Origin of the sequence: Verrucosispora sp. SN26_14.1, assembly GCF_004307965.1 — a bacterium.
Lineage (GTDB): Bacteria > Actinomycetota > Actinomycetes > Mycobacteriales > Micromonosporaceae > Micromonospora.
Genome location: NZ_SISL01000643.1, coordinates 1 through 2588, shown reverse-complemented (window position 1 = coordinate 2588; position 2588 = coordinate 1). Strand labels below are relative to the sequence as shown.

The window sequence follows — 2588 nt, the reverse complement described above, 5'->3', positions numbered from 1 at the left end:
CGGGGTGCTCGCGGCCACCTCGTCGCAGAGTCCGGTGCGGGCGGCCACCGCCGCCTGGTGGTCCGGGCCACCGGGTCTCGACTCGTACCGGGCGGTGCTCGGCGGGACGGGCCTGTGGCGCAGTCTGGGCTTCACGCTGCTGCTGGCCCTGGTCGTCACCGCCGTCGTGCTCTGCGTGGCGCTGCTCGCCGCGTACCCGTTGGCCTGGCTGACCGGGCCACCCGCCCAGGCCGTCGGGCTGGCCCTGCTGGCCGCCGCGGTGGTCCCGGTGCAGGTCGTCGCGGGGCCGATCAACGAGGTGCTCGGCCTGGCGCTCTCTTCCGGCACCGCGCGCGGGCTGGCGCTGGTGCACATCGCGCTGGGGATCCCGTTCGCCGTGCTGGTGCTGCGCAACGCCTTCGCCGACCTGCCCGCCGACCAGGTCCGGGCCGCCCGCCTCGGTGAGCGGCACCTGTGGGACACCCTGCGACGGCTGGTCCGCCACCACCGCACCGCCGTGGTGGCGGTGGCCGTGCTGGAGTTCGTCCAGGTGTGGAACGACCTGGTGGTGGGTCTGCTGTTCAGCGGCCCGGACGCCGCCCCGCTCGGTTGGTTCCTGGCCGAGCAGACACGGGGTTTCGTGACCGGCAGCGGCACGCTCGCGGCCGGATCGGTGCTCGCCTCGATCCTGCCGGTGCTGGTGTTCGTGCTGGGCCGCCGACAGATCGTCGCCGGGCTGGTCGCCGGGGGCGTACGGTGACCGGCCCGCGCCGGCCCACCCGGCGACCTCGCCTGCTCAGCGTGCTGCTGGCGCTCGGCGGTGTCCTCAGCGCCGGAGTCAGCGCGCTGCTGGGCAACATCACCGGCAACCTGGTCTCCGACCTGTCCGTGACCGCCCTCGGCTCGGCCAGCCTGGGCCTGGCGGCACTCGGTGTGGCCGCCTCCTTCCTGGTGGAGTGGCGACGCCGGCAACGGACTCCGGTGCCCGCCGACGACCACGCCGTCCCCTCGGCGACCGTCAACGCCCCCACGCTGCCCAGGTCGGGCGGGTTCACCGGACGCCCCGGACAGGCGGAGGAGGTGGTGGAGCTTCTCGACCCGGAGCACGCCGTGGCGGTGGTGGGTCGACGGGGCATCGGCACCTCCTGGTGCGCTATCAAGGCCGCCGACCTGTGCAAGGACCGGTTCCCCGACGGGCAGTACTACCTCGACCTGCGCCGAGGCGGTCGGGCGCTCTCGCCCCGGGAGGTCCTCACCGCGCTGGCCCGCATCCTCGGCACCACCCCGCCGTACTCGGGACGCGCCGACGACCTCGCCGACGCCGCGGACGCGCTGCGCGGCCAGGTCGACGGCCGCAGAGTCCTGCTGGTGCTGGACAACGTGGACGACCCCGCCCAGGTCCGCACGCTGCTGCCACCGACCACCCGGGTCTGCCAGCTACTCCTGGCCGGCACCGGACGGCTCGGTGCGCTCAACGGAGTGCAGCCCTACGGGCTGGCGGAGCCGACCACGAAGGACGCGGTGGAGATGTTCGCCGTCGCCGCCGCCGGGGGACGTCGTCCGCCGCGCGACGACCCGCGTCTGGACCCCGACGCCGAGACGATCGTGGAGCTGTGTGGCCGCCAACCCCGTGCCGTGACCGCGCTGGGCCGGCAGACGACCACACACGGCTGGCGACACGCCGACGTGCTGCACGCACTGCGTCGGGCCGCCGACACACCACCGCACCAGCGGGTCGACTTCTCGCCGATGGCCGAGCTGGTCGTCGCGCAGGACACCGCGTACCACGCCCTCGGTGCCGAGGCGCGGAGACTGTGGCGGCTGATGGCGCTCAGCCCGGTGCCGCTGGACCGGCCGAGCATCGCCGCGCTGGCCCGACGCCGCCCGGATCGCGTCGCCGCGCTCATCGACGAGCTGGCCGACGGCGCCTTCGTGAAAGCCGAGACCGGCGACCGGTACGAGATCAGAGAACCTCTCGCCCCGTACGCGCGGATGCACCTCCGGGCGACCGTGCCGGTGCGCCGCCGGGTGAACGCCCAGGCGCGGCTGACCCGGCACCTGGCCCGCCGGGCCGAACGGCAGGTGACCGGGCTGACGGCGCCCGGTCCGCCGGGGACCGACCAGCGACTACCGACCGACGACCCGTACGACTGGTTCACCCTGCACCAGGACCTGCTGCTGGCCGTGGTCAAGGTGCCGGCCGGCGCGGTGCAGGCGCTGCCCCGGCGGGTACGGGGTTGGTGGTTCCGGTTGGCGGTGGCGTCGTGCGGGTGGCTCGCCCACGCCGAGCGGCGCGACGCGTGGGAGGACCTCTGCCGGACGGTGCTGGCCAACCCGACCACCCAGCAGCGGCCGGAGATCGCCGGGTGGGCGCACAACCAGTTGGGCGTGGTGCTGCGGCACCGCCACGACCCGCACGGCGCGATGGCCGAGCTGAGCCTGGCGGTGACCGCGCAGGGACGCCGGGGCACCGCCCAGGCCCGGATGAACCTCGGGCTGGCCCTGCTCGACCTGGGGCGGCTGGACGAGGCGGTGGCCCACCTGGAGTTGTCCCGTCGGCACCGGGCCGGCGGCGACCGCGCCGGGCAGGCCCTCAGCGACCTGGGACT

The 2588-nt window shown here is 75.1% G+C and carries 2 protein-coding genes; both read left to right on the top strand.

Translation table 11 applies throughout. From position 1 onward, the window contains the following. The coding region (locus EYA84_RS32785; RefSeq protein ID WP_161595073.1) for a carbohydrate ABC transporter permease at window positions 1-739 on the top strand (739 nt) is incomplete at its 5' end. Beyond that, window positions 736-2588, top strand: a 1853-nt coding sequence (locus EYA84_RS30335; protein ID WP_131057644.1) for a tetratricopeptide repeat protein, incomplete at its 3' end; no start/stop codon positions are given. The genes EYA84_RS32785 and EYA84_RS30335, both read left to right, overlap by 4 nt.